Raw genomic sequence first — 13653 nt, 5'->3', positions numbered from 1 at the left:
GGCTATAGGTTCAAGGGGAAATTTGATGCTGACGATCGGGAAGCTTGCGGCGGCGGCCGGCGTAAAGGTGCCGACCATCCGTTACTATGAGCAGATCGGCCTGTTGACCCCGCCGGAACGCAGCACGGGCAATCAGCGGCTCTATGAAGGCAAGGTGCTGGAGCGGCTGACCTTCATCCGCCATGCCCGCGAGCTGGGCTTTCCGCTGGATGCCATCCGCAGTCTGCTGAGCCTGTCGGACCGGCCCGACCAGTCCTGTGCCGCGGCCGATGCCATTGCCCGCACGCAGCTTGCAGCCGTGCGGGCCCGCATCGGCCGGCTGCGGGCGCTGGAGGCGGAACTGGAGCGCATGGTCGCGCACTGTGCCCATGGCACCATCGCGGATTGTCGGGTGATCGAGGTGCTGGGCCATCACGCGCTTTGCCAGCACCCGGATCATGACGGTCCAGACCAGTCGGAATTCACATGATCGCGGGTGCCGGGCGCGCGGTCAGCCCCAATAGCCGGTATCGACCGGATCGCTGATCCCGGTCAGGCTGACACTGTTGTCCGGATCGGGCGGTGGCTCGTGCGCCGGTGGAACATCCTGCCGGGGGCGAACGGTGACGATGGTGTCGATCTGACCGTCATTGTCGGCGTCGATTTCGATATCCACGCCCCCCGCGATATCCAGATCATCGGCCGGTGCCTGTCCCGATGGCAGCAGGCTGGCCAGGCTGTCACCGTCCCAGCCATCCTTGTCGGACCGGCGGCCTTCCGCATCCAGGATGGATGCCACCTTGTCGGCGGCGCCGGGCCCCACGAGATCGGACAGGCCGTTGGGGCCGAAGGTCCGCTCATAGGAACCATCGGTCAGGCGCAGGGTCACATGCCAGCGTTGGGCGGTGAACAGCAACTCGTCGCCATCGGCAAAGCGGAAATCGGTGACGTTCTGCGACAGGTTGATGGCCGCACCCTGAACCTTCTGCTGGACCCACTGGTCGACCAGACTGTCCATGATCAGGAAACGGTCGCTGCCAGGACCGCCCGTGGCGACGTCGCCGGCAGCAACGAAGATCGTGTCGTCGCCTTCGCCGCCGATCAGCGTATCGCTGCCGCTGCCGCCGATCAGCGTGTCATTGCCATGACCACCGATCAGCAGGTCGTCACCATCCCCGCCGACCAGCAGATCATGCCCGTCACCACCGACCAGCGTCGCCCCCTCGTCACCGGCCAGCAGGACAAGCCCGCCCGTCGGTGGCCGTTCCGGATCGGTTGCGGGCAGCGCCGGATCCGTGTCGGGCAGCAGTATGGACGGCAGGTCGCCCGGATTTTCCCGGACGGTGAGAGTGGAAGCCGGCGGCACGGCATGGCGATCATCGCCTGTGTTGATCAGGCCTTCGCCCAGGACCGGCAGGGCCCAGTGACCATGCGTGCCACCGCGATCCGGTGCGCGGTCAGGCTGTCCGCCGATGGCCGGGGACGCATCATCATCCGTGAACAGTAGAAGCGGATCGGCGGACGGAAGGGGTAATGCGGCAGGCTGTTCATGGTCCGGTGCGGCGGCCACGGCCCGTTCGGTGTTGAGGAAGAAATCGACGACGAGCGCCAGGGCAGCCAGCACGACGACGTTGCCGTATCCGCCATGCGCATCCTCCACGGCCTGCCGGCCGGCGGCGCGGCTGATCAGCCCGCGCAGGTCATCGCCTTCGATCAGCAGGTCGCCCGACAGGTCATGCACCACGAAGCGGCCGGCAATGCGCGCCACATGCACCAGCACGTCACCCGTCTCGGCGCAATAGATGATGAACCAGGGATCACCGCTGTCGGAAATGCCCGACGCCGTCTCCACTCCGCTGTCATGAGCGGCCAGCCCCTCTGTCAGGCGGAAAAGCTCCGCCTTCTCCTGGTTTGTCCAGTGGCCGGTCTGCGTCACGGCCCGGATGAACCGCAGCACGTCGCCCAAGTGCCCCCTCCTTGCTCCGGCATCCGCGCTGGCCCCAAGCCACGCAGATGCGCGATATCAACAATCACCGGGAAAAAGCAGCCGGTGGATTTCCGGCTCGTAATAGCTGAGGAGCTTACGGGTGAAATCCTGCGGCGGGACGCCGATGGCCTGTGCCCAAAGCTCGAAATGTTCGGACGGTACGCGCCCATGGCCGCCTTCGACCTGGGAAACGAAGGTGTAATAGCGGTAACCGACATGCTCGGCAACCTGCGCCTGGGTCATGCCCGCCTGCTCACGCTTGCTGGCCAGCCATTTTCCGGCCTCCCGCCGCATCTGCCGCGTCAGCTTCGTCTTCTCGCTTTCCTCGCCACGCGGTTTCCCGCGGGGGCTCGCCACTGCGGGCATCATCCATCTCCACACATGACCGGTGGGCAGGGTGACACAGGCGAGGGCCAGGGGGCAAGGTGGAAAAGTTCAGGATTGCTCATTATGAAATCGCTTGACATGAAGTTCATATTTCAGGATTACTGTACATCGTTCGGCGCCGGAACGTCGCCCCTGTTTCCGGTGCCGGACAAAACGTCCGTGAATGGCCACATGGCCATTCACGGACGTTTAAACCGAGATCCCGTCGTCGCTTAACCCCATCAGCGTCGACGGTCTAAGGCGCCAACGGCTCCGATACCCCAAGCCGGGGTCGTTGGATGGCGGAATGGCCGGCTTCCTATCGCCCCTTGGAATCCGGCCGTTCCGCCATCGCCTTTTCCGGGTTTCCTCCCCGGCTTGCGACATCGCCCCTCATAGAACTTGAGAGCTGTCCTGTCGGCTGGGCAGGGAGGCCGTAGATCTGCGGCAGAAGTTTCAATTTTGATTATATTTTTGCTAAATTAAGCCCAGATTCTGCACATTGTTTCGAATGCAACAGCCCATGACCTATGCGCTGAGAGCCGAAATGCTTAAAAAGCGGGCATGAAAATTTTTGTATCGCAGTTGCGTAATTTAACTTTCATTTTTCATCAATGGTTTAAGTTTCTCCGGTGAAAGGGCACGCTTTTTGCTTTGCGGAAATGCGAGTGCAGCGCAACAAGAGGCCGCCCCCATGGATAACAGCTTGATCGATCTCACCCGTAATGTGCTGGATGTGGCGAGCCAGAAGGTTTCCGCGATTGAGGACATCAACCGGACGACCAAGATGCTGGCTTTCAATGCCTTGATCGAAGCCGGTCGGGCCGGCGACGCGGGGCGGGGGTTCGCCGTCGTGGCGAACGAGGTGAACTCCATCTCCCGGCAGGTCAGTGTCGTCGCCAGCGAGCTTCGCACAGAAATTGGGCAACTGGTCGACCGTATGGCGACGGTCGGTGAAGATTTGATGGTTCGCTTTCGCGGCCAGCGTCTGGCTGATCTGGCGCTCAACATGATCGAAATCATCGACCGCAATCTGTATGAGCGCTCCTGCGATGTGCGCTGGTGGGCGACGGACAAGGCCGTGGTCGATTGCGTCGCCCAGCCCGGTACTGAAGCGTCGGCCTTCGCCTCTTCCCGCCTCGGCGTGATCCTGGACAGCTACACGGTCTATCTGGATCTGTGGGTCGCCGACCGTCAGGGCCGGGTGGTGGCCACCGGCCGGCCGCGGCGCTTCCCCAATGCCATTGGCACGAATGTGGCCAACGAATCCTGGTTCCGTCAGGCGCTGAGCACCCGTGACGGGTCCGATTTCACAGTGGTGGACATCACCGCCAACCCCACGCTGGATGGGCGCACCGTTGCCACCTATTCCACGGCGGTGCGCCGCGATGGTGCTGTGGATGGCGAGATCATCGGCGCCATGGGCATCTTCTTCGACTGGGAACCGCAGGCCCGCGCCGTGACCTCCGGCGTGCGTCTGGATCGCAGCGAGGAGGGGCGAACGCGGTGCCTGCTTGTCGATGCCGCCGGGCGTATCATCTCCTCTTCCGACGGCCGCGGGCAATTGTCGGAAACCTTCCCGCTGGAAACCCATGGCAAGGCCATGGGGCATTACGTGGACAAGTTCGGTCGGCTGGTCGGTTTTGCCCTGACGCCGGGCTATGAAACCTATCGCGGTCTGGGCTGGTATGGCGTGATCGTCCAGACGGGGGGCGAAACAGCGCATTGAACCACGGGGCAGGGGCGCTCCGGGGCAGGTTCGATGATGCGTTATGGGGTGCCGGCATGCTGCCGGCGCCCCTTTTTGTTTCCTGCCGTCGGGCAGGTGCCCCGTGGGCTGTACCACTGTTACAGGTTACAGGGACTGCATTGGTTGGGGCGTTGGCCGTGGCATTGTTGCCCGCATCTGACAATGCCCATTTTCAAGTCAAATAATCACGTCGCATAACTATGCTGCAATGCAGCGTCACCCCTACCTTGGTCGAAATTGCTGAAAATGTTGGCAATCCATGGGTTTGGTAGGAAATTCCCGCATGGCGACCGCTATATTTTGCACTTGCACAACGGCGTCGCAGCGAGCATATTCGTTCTTGCGACACGGCCCTTGGCCCTCTGTCGTAACGCACTTCTTGGGCGTTTCCTCCCTAAACTCAGGCCGTGGCAATGCCACGGCCTTTTTTTCTGCCTGAAATGTAGCCCAATTACCCGGACCTGCATGATGGCAGGAAGCCCGGCAATGATGCCGGCCCGGGCAGGCGGCATCATTGCCAAGGCCATTCCGCCGGCCCCTTGTCCGGCATGTCATCAGTCATCCCAGGGTCAGGTGGTGGTCTTGGAATATTTGACATTGCAGCCATAAGGCTTCGTGCTGGCCATGCTGACCGGCTTTCCGGCCCGGATTTCGGCCAGCGCTTCGCGCACATGGTTGCGCGCGCCCTTGATGTCTTCCTGCTTGGCCGTCGGCTTGTCATCGATGGCGCCGTTATAGAGCAGGGTGCCGTCGGTGCCGATGATGTACATGTGGGGTGTGGTCTTGGCATCATAGGCCCGGCCCATGGTGCCTTCGGGGTCCAGCAGGATGGTGCTGGCGGCCCAGCGTTCCTCCTGCATGCGCGCCTTGGCGTCGGCGGGGGACAGGTGTCCCTGCTCACCGGGGGCGGAGCTGATCACGGCCAGCCAGACGATGTCCTGGTCCGTCGCCTCTTTCTGCAAGGCCTGCATATTGCCGGAATCATAATGTTTGCGGACGAAGGGGCAGCCATGGTTGGTCCATTCCAGCACCACCAGCTTGCCCTTGTAGTCTGCAAGATTGACGCTGGCCCCGTCGACATTCGTCACGGTGAAGGCAGGCGCAGGCTGGCCGATGGCCGGGCCGGTCGCAGCCCAGGCGGTGCCGGCACGCAAGGGGCCGGCCATCAGGGCACCGCCGGCGGCAAGCGCACCGGCGGAATGCAGGAATCCACGGCGGGTGAACGTCATAGACATGGCAGACCTCTATTTTTGTGGGGTTGCCAGAATGTAGGGCCTGCAACGCGAAAATCAAACGGCCCCCGGACAAAAATGTCGCGGGAGCCGTCATTTTCTTGCGCGTCGCGGTTGCAGCGATCAGATCACGCGCCGCAGGGCCGTCAGGAAGGATGACATTTCCCCACCCAGATGCCCGGATTCGCGGGCCAGATGTTCGGCGGAGCCCAACAACTGGCTGGAGGAGGCACCCGTTTCCGATGCGGCCCGCGTGACGATGGTGATGCGTTCCGACACGTTCCGCGTGCCCACGGCTGCTTCCTCCACGTTGCGGGCGATTTCCGACGTGGCGGCGCCTTGCTGTTCGACGGCGGCGGCGATGTTGACCGTGGTGCCATTCACATCGGCAATCACCTGGGTGATCTCGTTGATGCTGTCCACGGCCGATTGCGTGGCGGCCTGGATATCGGCGACCTGGGTCTGGATATCCTCCGTGGCGCGTGCGGTCTGGCCGGCCAGGTTCTTCACCTCCGACGCCACCACGGCAAAGCCCTTGCCGGCCTCTCCGGCCCTTGCCGCCTCGATCGTGGCATTCAGGGCCAGTAGATTGGTCTGCGCCGCGATCTCCTGGATCAGGCCGACCACCTCACCGATGCGGACGGCAGCGACCGACAGGGTGGCCACCCTGTCATTGGCGGCGCGCGCACGGCCCACGGCAGCGTTGGTGATGTCGCGTGAACGATCCACCTGTTGGGTGATGGACCGGATGGCGGCGCTCAACTGCTCGGCGGCGGCGGCCACGGTCTGCACGTTGGTGCTGGCCTGCTCGGCGGCGGCGGCCACGGCCATGCATTCATGGTTCGTGCCCTCGGCGGCCTGGGCCAGGGTGGAGGCGGCATCCTCCACGTCGCGGGCGGCATTGCCCAGACCGTCCGCCACCGATTTCACGGTCTTCTCGAACTCGTCTGCGATCCGCTGGAAATTGCTGACCTTGTCGGACATGGCGTTGTTGGCGGCATTGATGGCCCGGCTGCCCAGCAGGAAAGTGCCGACCATGCCCTTCTCGATGACACGGCGGTGATAGTTCTGGTTGGTGATGGCCTGGAGGGAGGCGGTCGCCTCGCGCACGAAGGCATCGGCCCGGTCGGTCACATCATTGATCATGTGCAGCAGCGTGCCCAGGGGCCCGCCTTCGCTGATACCGGTGATCCGGGCCTCGTAATCGCCACGGGCAAGCCTTTCCAGCACGGCCGCAGCGCCCGTCAGCACCCGGTCCACACGCGCCAGATAGTAGAAGCTGGCCAAGGCCGCCAGCAGAGTGATGACGCCGCCCGCGATGGCCACCGTGTGCAGCCCCAGCCCGTTGCCGGCCAGATCGATCACCGATCCCGCCAGCACGGCCACGCCGGTCAGCCGCGCCTTAAAGAGAGAAGATGAGTTGTTCATAGCTGACCCCCCGTTCCCGCAGCATTGCCATCAACATCGCCTCGCTGGCGGCCATCCCCTCGCGGATGCGCTGGTGCCTGGCCTCTTCGGCCAGCAATTGCTTGTAGAGCGGGGTGATGACATCGTTCACGATCCGGCGGTCCGCCGTGCGGCGGTTGGAATGATATCCCACGACATTGCCGCCCAGATCGTGGGAAGGCGTGACATGGGCAAAGACCCAGTAATGATCGCCATTCACCGCCCGGTTCAGGACATAGGCGAAAATCTCCTGGCCGGCGCCCAGCGTATCCCACAGCAGCTTGAAGACCACGCGCGGCATGTCGGGGTGTCGGATCAGGTTGTGCGGCTTGCCCAGGGCCTCTCCCTCGCTGAGCCCGGCGATGCGCAGGAAGGTGCGGTTGGCATAGGTGATGCGGCCACCCTTGTCGGTCTTGGTGACGATCAGTTCATCATCATGGAAGGTTCGTTCAATTCCGGTCAGGGGTGGCCGGCCCTTGCTGCGCGCGGTATCTGCAACCGTCATGGCGTTTCCGATCTTTCCGAACAGGGCATCGCATGCCGCGTGCTTGCCTGAATGATTGAGTGCCCGCATTGATCCATATCATGTACTTTATCGCTGCATTGCGGCCGTCATTATAAAGCGTGGCGGGTGATGGCATTCTATCAGGAGAGATAGGGATCGTTAACCGGGATGGGATTATTCTTGGTTGACGGGTGGAGGTCCGGGCGATGCGCGAAATGGTGGCGTCCTTTCTTTCCGCTTTACTGGGCCGCGAGCCGAAAGCCGCAGGCAGGCGTTTGCCTGCACCGCCGGCGGATGACGCACCGCATGCCAGCCCGTCTGGCGCACCACCCGCCGCCAGTCCGCCAGGCGCGAAGGTGCCGCCGGCCGACGCATCCAGGGCCGAGCCGGGGATGGCACCGGGGGGCAGTTCGGACCTGTCCGCCGCCCTGCGCCGCATTTTCGATCGACGCGATCCGACCCAGGCCGGCAGCATCCACCTGATGGGGCTTGAAAGCCTGCATGAGAAGCTGGGCAACCGCTGGGAGGGTATTGCCAGCCGGGTTCACCAACTGGCGGAAAAGCTCCTGACCCAGCATCTTTCCGCCCATGATGCCTGGTTCCGTCACGGGGCGGAGGCCTATGTCGTCGTCTTCGCCCATCTGGGGCCGGACCAAGCCCGCCTGGTGTGCGCCAAGGTGGTGGAAGAGTTGCAGGTCATGCTGCTTGGCGGTGCCGATACGGACAGTATCACCGTCCGCACGGCCATGCATGAAATGGGATCGGAGATGGTGCTGGTCCCCGCCAATCTCCGCCAGATGCTGGACGCGGCGCGGGCCGGGGCGGTCGCGCCGCCGCACGGCCCCGCCATGCCGCCGTCTGCCGCAGAGGGTGTCGCCCGGCATGCTCCTATGGAAAAGGCCGGTCCGCTGCAGGTACGCTACCGCCCCGTCTGGGATGTGGGACGGCAGGTCCTGTCACTCTACATGGCCCGGGGCTGCCGGACCCGTGCCGGCCGGTCGCCGCTTTGGGGTTATGATTGTCTGGAGGACCCGGCGGACCCGCAGCAAATCCTGGACCTGGACATCCGTGTCGCGCACGAGTCGCTGGCCACGGCGCTGGAGCTTTACGACAACCGCTTTCGGTTTTTCCTGTCATTGCCCATCCATTTCGAGAGTCTGGCGGCCACGACACGGCGGCAGACATTGTTGCATGTATTGCGGGATATCCCCCGCCACCTGCTGCCCTTCACCACCTATCATTTCCATGGCATGCCCGCGGGCGTGCCGGCCGGCCGGCTGTCCGAACTGGTGGCCGCCGTGAAACCCTTTGGCAGCACCGTGATGCTGGAGGTGCCGCTGACCGGCATGGACCTGGGGGGCATCGAGGCGTCGGGCATCCGGGTCGTCAACGCGGCACTGCCGCCGGGTGCGTCGGTGGAACGGTGGCGGCCCGATATCACCCGTTTCGCCCAGCAGGCCCTGCGTCACCGCCTGCTGCCGGCCGTGGAAGGGGTGGAGGGCATGGCCATGGAGGATCTGTGCGAGGAGGCCGGCATCCGATTCCTGTCCGGCGAACTGATCGGTGGCTGGGTCGATGTGCCCGAACATGTCGTCCGCCGGTCACGCACCGATTTCCAGCGTCAGCGGCCCCTGCTGGACCCGCGCCGCACGGGTAACGCACCGAAGTAAACCCAGAGTTCAGACCAGCGGTCAGGCCAGCGTGGGTCCGGTATCCTTCTGGCGTTCGTGCAGGCGTTTCAGCATGTCATCGCCGACAGTCAATGCGGCTGCGCACAGGTCCGGCAGGTCGCGCAGCAGGCGTTCGGTCCGGCCCTGGTCATGATCCGCCGCCGCGTTCATCATCTTGCGGGCCTGCTGCGACAGGGGCATGAAGCCCAGATTGCCGGCTGTGGAGACGAGGGCATGCGCTTCGCGTTCGATACAGGCCAGATCGCCCCCGGCATTCAAGATCGCGTCGCAACGGACTTTGAAGGACTCCATCGCATCCTGAAGCAGAGTGATGCCGATCTCATCCCCCGTCACGGCCAGCAGTTCCTCCAGCACATCCATGACCAGCACCGTATCGCCGGCCGGGGGATCGGTCGGGAGCGCAGGGGTCGGGTCGGGTGCATCGGCCACAGAGGGGGCGGGCAGGGCATCCGCTCGGGTGAAACGGAAACCCGCGATCTCCGCTATGGCCTTGTTCAGCGCCTGGGGGGTCAGCGGCTTGGCCAGATGGCCGGACATGCCGGCGGCCTCACAGGCCTCTCGTTCCTCCCGCAGGACATTGGCGGTCAGCGCCAGAATGGGCAGGCGTGCTCCGGCCTTGCGGATGCGCCGCGTGGCTTCCATCCCGTCCATGATGGGCATCTGCACGTCCATCAGGACCAGATCGAACAGGTCCCCGGCCGTCGCCAGCATGTCCACGGCTTCCTGTCCGTTCTCCACCACCTGCACACGGTGCCCGGCGCGTTCCAGGATGGCGCGGACCAGCATCTGGTTCGCGAAGACATCCTCCGCCAGCAGGATGGTCAGCGGGCGATAGGACGGCAAGGCCGCCTGCGGTTCCGGCTCCGGCTGGATGCGCGGGGCCCGCGCCTCGGGCAGGGGCAGGGTGACATGGAACTGGCTGCCCTGGCCCGGCCGGCTGTCCAGCGCGATACTGCCGCCCATGGCGTCCACCAGCCGCTTGGTGATGGCCAGCCCCAGGCCCGTGCCGCCGAAACGCCGCGTGATCGAGGCGTCCAACTGGCTGAAGGGCATGAACAGATGCTGCTGGCGTTCCGGCGGGATACCCATGCCGGTGTCGCTGACGGTGAAGACCAGACTGCTGCCGTGACGCACCAGGCTCAGGGTCACGCCGCCGGTACTGGTGAATTTGACGGCGTTGGACAGCAGGTTCAGCAGGATCTGCCGCAGACGGACGGCATCGCCCACGACCCAGTTCGGCAGGTCGTCGGCCAGGGCAGCGCGGATGGCCAGCCCCTTGTCTGCCGCGCGCGGCATCAGCAGGGCCACACAGCTTTCCGCCAGGGCCGCAGGGTCCAGGGCCGCGGGCTCCAGGTCCAGGCGCCCGGCCTCGATCTTGGAGAGGTCCAGCACATCGTCCACGATGGCGATCAGCGCGCGGGCGGCCTCCATCTGCAGGCCCAGCCATTTCTCCCGATCCGCCACCGGTGCCGTGCCGTCGCGCAGCAGGTCGGCGAATCCGATCACGGCGTTCAGGGGCGTGCGGATCTCGTGGCTCATGTTGGCCAGGAAAGCGCCCTTGGCCTTCTCTCCAGCCTCGGCCAGTTGCTTTGCGACGGACAGCGCCTCCATCTTGCCGGCAATGTCGGCGTAAAGCGCCTGGAGCTGTATCGCCATGCGATTGACGCCGGCGGACAATTGCGCGAACTCGTCCTGGCCGCTGACATCCAGCCGGTGCCCCAGATTGCCGCCGCCGATAGCCTCCACGCCCTGCCCGACACGCTGAAGGCCGCCGATCACGCGCTGGCTGGCGGCCAGGGCCAGGGCGACGGCCGGTGCCAGCAGCGCCAGCGGCAGGATCTGCAAAAGCAGGAGCAGCCGGCCCTGCTGATTGACCCGTGCATTGGCGTTCGCCGCCAGCCGGTCGGCATCCGATGCCATGACATTGAAGCGCAGCATCAGCGATGCCAGCGCCGTATTGGCGGCCTCGGGGTCCGTATGATCCAGGGCATAGCGCTCCAGCACCGGCCGGACCATGGCATTATCCAGCTTCAGCCGTTTCAGCAGCGTCTGGTCGATCTCGTCGGTGGAGGCATCGAGCAGGCGGGACAACTCCATGTCCAGGTTCGCATGGCCACGCTGCCACTGGAACAGGGCCCGCTCGCTGCCCGTGTCGGAATATTCCCGTGTCAGCAGGCTCAGTTCGAAGATGGTCCGCACCAGGGCGTGCGTTTCCGTCACATGCGCTGTCAGGCGTCCCATCATGCCCCAGGCCCACAGCGCCGCGCCCACGGACACCGCCACCGCGACGGCCGCAAAGATAAGCGTGGCGACGATCCGTGTCCTGATATTCATGCCGAGGCTAATCCAGGATGGTCACACGACTGGGATCAACGGATTTCAACAGGTCCAGTTGCAGGAAGTCCAGCAGTTCCGGCCCCGGATTGCCGCCGGCCCGTCGGACATGGGCTTCCAGCGAGAGCAGCAGGGCCTGGTCCAGTCGCAAGGTGAAACCGTAATTGTCCCAGTGGGCACGCACCAGCGCCGGGCTGATGCCCGTCGCGGCCGCCACGATCGGAATGGCGTGTTCGCGATCATGCAGGATGGTCTGCTCCGCGGCCAGCAACGCCTTCTCCAGGCGCCGCAGCGTGTCGGAGCGCTCCTGCACCACGTCTGCCCGTGTGGAAAGAATCCAGCTTTCGGTGTAAAGGCCCGGCAGGGCCAGGACGTCGAAGCCCTGGGGGAACATGTCGGCGGATGTAATTCGCAACGTCGTCCACACCGAAACCGCATCCACCTCATTGCGGTAAAGGGCCTGCATGATGGCGTCGCTTTCCAGCGGGACGCGCGTCACCTGTTCGCTCAACCCGTTCTGGCGCAGCAGAAGGCCCAGGAAATATTCCGAATTGGTACCGGGGACGAATCCGACGCGGCGGCCGGCAAGAGCATCGGGACGGGTGATCTCGTTGCCGGCGGGCGATGCGACCACCACGTCCCGGTCGGATGTTTCCACCGTGGCCAGAAGGCGAATCGGCTGCCCTGTGGCGATGGCGTTGGCTGCCGGCACGTCCGAGGACAGGGCCAGATCGGCCCGGCCATCCAGCATGGTCTGCAGGGCCATGCGTCCATTGGCGACGGGCAGCAGTTCCACCGCCAGGCCCTGCTGGGCGAAATGGCCGTCCGCTTCTGCCACCGAAATCAGGGCGGACATGATCTGCCGGCTTTCGGCAATGACCAGTTTGTCCCGATCCCTCAGATGGCCGATGGGAAACAGCATCCAGATGGCAGCGATCAGGACGGCGACGGCCGCCGGAAAGAAAATGAAACGCCGCGAACGCATGGACACTCCCGAACGCAAAGGCCGCCAACGCCCTCTGACCGGTGCGGGACGATGGCAATGGCGTCCATTGCAACATGGGGTGGCATCGGGGGCTAGAGCCGGAAGCCTATCCGTTTGGAAAAGGCCTGGAAAGCCGAAGGGCCGGTTCCTGCTGGAACCGGCCCTTCCGGACTTTGCAACGGATGGTGGGCGCGACAGGGATTGAACCTGTGACCCCTACGATGTCAACGTAGTGCTCTCCCGCTGAGCTACGCGCCCGATCCGTTCGTTCGCCCCGGCGTTGTCGTTCCGGGGTGGGCGGGCTTATAGCAACCAGTTCGGGGCAATGCAACACCCTGTTTTCAGAAAATCGCCGGTTTTTTTGCCGACCCTTTCGGCTGGCTGGAAGGGGGCGTCGCAATCCGATACATCTGGGGCATGAGTTGCCCGGATGACGCCTGCTCCGCCCCCCCTGTCCCCGGCCGTCCCCCCGGCACCGGCATGGGCGGTGGCGTCTTCATCATCCACCGGCCGCCGGCGGGTCCGCAGATGCCGGTCGTGCTGGCATCGCCCCACAGCGGGCGGGATTATCCCGCTGCCTTCATCGCACGGTCACGCCTGGACCCGCGCGCCTTGCGCCGGTCGGAGGATTGCTTCGTCGATGAGATTTTCGGGTCCTGCGTTGGCCTGGGCGTTCCGTTGCTCGCAGCGATGCTGCCGCGCGCCTATCTGGACCTGAACCGGGAGCCATTCGAGTTCGATCCCGTGATGTTCGACGGGCCCCTGCCCAGCTATGTCAACAGCCGCAGCCCGCGGGTGGCAGCAGGACTGGGGACCATTCCCCGTGTCGTCGCCAGTGGGGAGGAGATTTACGGCCAGCGTCTGCGCTTCGCGGAGGCCGTGGAACGGGTCGACCGCTGCTACTACCCCTACCATGCAGCCCTGCGGCGACTGGTTGACGAAACCAGGAACCGGTTCGGCTATTGCATCCTGATCGATTGCCATTCCATGCCGTCCATCGGCCTGCCGCCGGAAGCCGCGGAGAGCGGCAGCCTGGATATGGTCCTGGGCGACTGCTACGGCAGCGCCTGCCATGCCGGCGTTGTCGGGGCGGTGGAGGAGGTGCTGACGGGGCTGGGTTATGTGGTGGGCCGCAATGCCCCCTATGCCGGCGGCTACACGACACGCCATTACGGCCGCCCCGCCGACGGTGTGCATGCCCTGCAGGTGGAGTTGAACCGGTCGCTATATATGGACGAGCATGCCCTGGCCCGCCGGCCCTATCTGGAGGTGCTGGCCGAGCATATGTGCCGGCTGGTCGCCCGGCTGGGTCGCCTGCCCGGCGACGGGCTGAAGCCGCGCGGTCGCCGGGCGGCCGCCGTGAAGGGGGGGTGAAGGA

At 64.7% G+C, this 13653-nt stretch carries 11 protein-coding genes and 1 tRNA gene; 4 read left to right on the top strand and 8 right to left on the bottom strand.

What is annotated here, in order from left to right:
- The first annotated feature begins 25 nt into the window (after positions 1 to 25).
- Entirely contained in the window at positions 26 to 469 is a 444-nt protein-coding gene (locus ACM9LZ_RS01285) for a MerR family transcriptional regulator (RefSeq protein WP_416617520.1), read from the top strand.
- 21 nt (positions 470 to 490) lie between these two features.
- Here ACM9LZ_RS01285 and ACM9LZ_RS01280 read toward each other — a convergent pair whose 3' ends face one another.
- Positions 491 to 1936 (bottom strand): calcium-binding protein, encoded by a 1446-nt coding sequence (locus ACM9LZ_RS01280; protein WP_416617637.1) that lies wholly within the window; start codon positions 1934 to 1936, stop codon positions 491 to 493.
- A gap of 66 nt (positions 1937 to 2002) precedes the next feature.
- Positions 2003 to 2323: a helix-turn-helix domain-containing protein gene (locus tag ACM9LZ_RS01275; RefSeq protein WP_416617519.1), complete on the bottom strand. Its 321-nt coding sequence runs from the start codon at positions 2321 to 2323 to the stop codon at positions 2003 to 2005.
- Between the two features lie 658 nt (positions 2324 to 2981).
- Between ACM9LZ_RS01275 and ACM9LZ_RS01270 the strand changes: the two genes are divergently transcribed.
- Complete coding sequence (locus tag ACM9LZ_RS01270; protein WP_416617518.1) at positions 2982 to 4061, top strand: methyl-accepting chemotaxis protein; 1080 nt, start codon at positions 2982 to 2984, stop codon at positions 4059 to 4061.
- Positions 4062 to 4651: 590 nt separating this feature from the next.
- Here the strand turns inward: ACM9LZ_RS01270 and ACM9LZ_RS01265 are convergent.
- The 3 genes from ACM9LZ_RS01265 to ACM9LZ_RS01255 form a co-directional block, all read right to left on the bottom strand.
- Complete coding sequence (locus tag ACM9LZ_RS01265) at positions 4652 to 5317, bottom strand: thioredoxin family protein (protein ID WP_416617517.1); 666 nt, start codon at positions 5315 to 5317, stop codon at positions 4652 to 4654.
- A 120-nt stretch (positions 5318 to 5437) separates the two neighbouring features.
- Entirely contained in the window at positions 5438 to 6742 is a 1305-nt protein-coding gene (locus tag ACM9LZ_RS01260; protein WP_416617516.1) for a methyl-accepting chemotaxis protein, read from the bottom strand.
- On the bottom strand, positions 6717 to 7265 hold the full coding sequence (locus ACM9LZ_RS01255; protein ID WP_416617515.1) for a PAS domain-containing protein: 549 nt from the start codon (positions 7263 to 7265) through the stop codon (positions 6717 to 6719). The genes ACM9LZ_RS01260 and ACM9LZ_RS01255 overlap by 26 nt, the downstream gene beginning before the upstream one ends.
- Positions 7266 to 7621: 356 nt before the next feature.
- On the opposite strand from ACM9LZ_RS01255, the gene ACM9LZ_RS01250 reads away from it, so the two are divergent.
- A complete protein-coding gene (locus tag ACM9LZ_RS01250; protein WP_416617514.1) occupies positions 7622 to 8935 on the top strand; it encodes a hypothetical protein in 1314 nt (437 codons plus the stop codon).
- 21 nt (positions 8936 to 8956) lie between these two features.
- Here ACM9LZ_RS01250 and ACM9LZ_RS01245 read toward each other — a convergent pair whose 3' ends face one another.
- The 3 genes from ACM9LZ_RS01245 to ACM9LZ_RS01235 all read right to left on the bottom strand — a co-directional run bounded on the left by ACM9LZ_RS01245 (position 8957) and on the right by ACM9LZ_RS01235 (position 12533).
- Positions 8957 to 11290, bottom strand: coding sequence for an ATP-binding protein (locus ACM9LZ_RS01245; RefSeq protein ID WP_416617513.1), 2334 nt, complete (start codon positions 11288 to 11290; stop codon positions 8957 to 8959).
- A gap of 7 nt (positions 11291 to 11297) precedes the next feature.
- Positions 11298 to 12275 carry an ABC transporter substrate-binding protein gene (locus ACM9LZ_RS01240; protein WP_416617512.1) on the bottom strand — a complete coding sequence of 326 codons (978 nt, stop codon included), beginning with the start codon at positions 12273 to 12275 and terminating at the stop codon, positions 11298 to 11300.
- A 183-nt stretch (positions 12276 to 12458) separates the two neighbouring features.
- A tRNA-Val gene (locus tag ACM9LZ_RS01235) sits at positions 12459 to 12533 on the bottom strand.
- Positions 12534 to 12755: 222 nt separating this feature from the next.
- On the opposite strand from ACM9LZ_RS01235, the gene ACM9LZ_RS01230 reads away from it, so the two are divergent.
- Complete coding sequence (locus ACM9LZ_RS01230; protein WP_416617636.1) at positions 12756 to 13649, top strand: N-formylglutamate amidohydrolase; 894 nt, start codon at positions 12756 to 12758, stop codon at positions 13647 to 13649.
- The last annotated feature ends 4 nt before the right edge of the window (positions 13650 to 13653 follow it).

Origin of the sequence: Niveispirillum fermenti, from assembly GCF_048066175.1 — a bacterium.
Classification (GTDB): Bacteria; Pseudomonadota; Alphaproteobacteria; order Azospirillales; family Azospirillaceae; genus Niveispirillum; species Niveispirillum fermenti.
Note: the sequence above shows the minus strand (reverse complement) of the source record. Positions and strands in the feature narration are given on the sequence as shown.

What these genes read in the sequence shown, in the direction of transcription:
- ACM9LZ_RS01245 (WP_416617513.1), bottom strand. Translation starts at nt 11,290, where the DNA reads ATGAATATCAGGACACGGATCGTCGCCACGCTTATCTTTGCGGCCGTC.
- ACM9LZ_RS01260 (WP_416617516.1), bottom strand. Translation starts at nt 6,742, where the DNA reads ATGAACAACTCATCTTCTCTCTTTAAGGCGCGGCTGACCGGCGTGGCC.
- ACM9LZ_RS01285 (WP_416617520.1), top strand. Translation starts at nt 26, where the DNA reads ATGCTGACGATCGGGAAGCTTGCGGCGGCGGCCGGCGTAAAGGTGCCG.
- ACM9LZ_RS01230 (WP_416617636.1), top strand. Translation starts at nt 12,756, where the DNA reads ATGGGCGGTGGCGTCTTCATCATCCACCGGCCGCCGGCGGGTCCGCAG.
- ACM9LZ_RS01240 (WP_416617512.1), bottom strand. Translation starts at nt 12,275, where the DNA reads ATGCGTTCGCGGCGTTTCATTTTCTTTCCGGCGGCCGTCGCCGTCCTG.
- ACM9LZ_RS01255 (WP_416617515.1), bottom strand. Translation starts at nt 7,265, where the DNA reads ATGACGGTTGCAGATACCGCGCGCAGCAAGGGCCGGCCACCCCTGACC.
- ACM9LZ_RS01265 (WP_416617517.1), bottom strand. Translation starts at nt 5,317, where the DNA reads ATGTCTATGACGTTCACCCGCCGTGGATTCCTGCATTCCGCCGGTGCG.